Annotated in this window: 1 protein-coding gene and 1 pseudogene; both read left to right on the forward strand. The window is 78.9% G+C overall.

The window, feature by feature from the left end; all coding sequences use genetic code 11:
• Positions 1–1160: AMP-binding protein (locus AB8A24_RS43260; protein WP_369479243.1), on the forward strand; the 1160-nt coding region annotated here is incomplete at its 5' end.
• Positions 1157–1689, forward strand: a pseudogene (locus AB8A24_RS43265) (cytochrome P450); the annotation flags it as partial. The gene AB8A24_RS43260 and the pseudogene AB8A24_RS43265, both read left to right, overlap by 4 nt.

The raw sequence follows: 1689 nt of genomic DNA on the forward strand, positions 1-1689 counted from the left end.
CCTGCGCGGCGGGCTGGGCCCGCCCCCTGGCCCGCCGGGCGCTCCTGGCGCTGCCGGACCTGGCCGAACTGGGGCCCGTGGCCACGGTCGGGCCCCGGCTGCCGGGCTGCGCGCCCGCGCTGGACCTGGGGGCGCCCCGCCGGGGTGTGCCCGCGCCCGGCGTCGATCTGGACGGGGACGCCGACGCGGTGATCGTGTTCACCTCCGGGACCACCTCCCTGCCGCGGGCCGTCGTCCACACCCGGGCGAGCCTGGCCGCGGGTATGACCACGGTCTCCGCCCTGTTCGACGCGCGCGGGGACCGGCCGGTGCTCGGCGGTACCTTCTTCGTCCTCGTCCCCGCGCTGGCGCGGGGCGCCGCCGTCGCCCTCCCCGCGGGCAACTCCCGTGTACTGGCCCGCCAGTTGGACCGACTGCGGCCCGAGGACACCTATCTGACCCCGCCCCGGCTGCGGGACGCGCTGGGCGCGGGCGCCCGCTTCCACGGCCGGGTGTGGACGGGATCGGCCCCGGCCGGCGCCGGGCTGCTGGAACGCGTACGCGCGGCGGGTGCGGGCGAGGCATGGGGGGTGTACGCGCTGACCGAACTGTTCCCGGCCGCCGCGGTGGAGGCGCGGGAGAAGTCCGCGTTCGAGGCGGCCGGGGAGCCCGGTGACCTGGTCGGGGCGCCGCTGCCCGGCGTACGCGCCGAGCCGGACGGCAGCGGGCAGCTGCTGCTGTCCGGCCCCGCCGCCCGCCATCGCTACCTCGGGGAGGAGCCCGACCCGTGGGTGCGGACGGGCGACCGGGCACGGTTGGACGGTGCGGGCCGCATCGTCCTCGAAGGCAGGAGCAAGGACATGGTGCTGCGCCGGGCGGAGAACATCTACCCGGGGCTGTACGAGCCCGCCCTGCACGTCCCCGGGGTGGAACTGGCCGTGCTCGTCGGGATCCCGGCGGGCGACGGCGACGAACGGCTCGTCGCCGTCGTACAGCCGCGGCGCGGTACGGACGAACAGGCCCTGCGCGCCGCCCTGTCGGAGCCGGTCCGGCGGATGGGCACGGCCCGGCCCGACGCCCTGCTGCTCGCGCGGATCCCGCTGTCGGGGCGCTCGCGCAAACCGGACCGCGCGGCGACGGCCGCGCTCGCGGCACGCCGGCTGGAGGTGTCCGGCCGATGACCACCGTGTCCCAGGCACGCGCCCGACGGCGGGACCGCCGCGTCTATCTGCGCAGCCATCCATTGCTGTTCGGGCTGCTCGCCGCCACCCGCGGGCGTCCGGTGCGCCGGGTCGGACGGACCCTGCTGGTGCACGGCCCGCAGGCCTACCGGGAGGCCCTGACCCGGCTGCCGCTCGACCGGACGGCGGCCGGCACGACGGGCGCCGCCGCGCGGTCGGCCCTGGGCGACGGCGCGGCCGGGGCCGGGGGCGTGCTGTTCGACCAGGAGGGCGCCGGGCACCGGGCGGACCGGCGGGATCTCGCCGGTTCCCTGGGCGGGGCCGGGGTCGAGGATCTCCGGTCGCTCTGGCGGCCGCTGCTCGTACGCCGACTCGCGCCGCTGGAGCGGGGCGGCGAGGTGGACCTCGTCGACCTCGCGCGGGAGCTGTCCGGGTCGGTCGTGTGCGCCCTGCTGGGGTCCGGCGCCGACCGGCGGGCGGTCGCGGAGGCGGCGGCGCGGGCCGCGGCCGCCTCCGTACGCAGCCATCT

The organism is Streptomyces sp. BF23-19 (assembly GCF_041106355.1).
Taxonomy (GTDB): domain Bacteria; phylum Actinomycetota; class Actinomycetes; order Streptomycetales; family Streptomycetaceae; genus Streptomyces; species Streptomyces virginiae_A.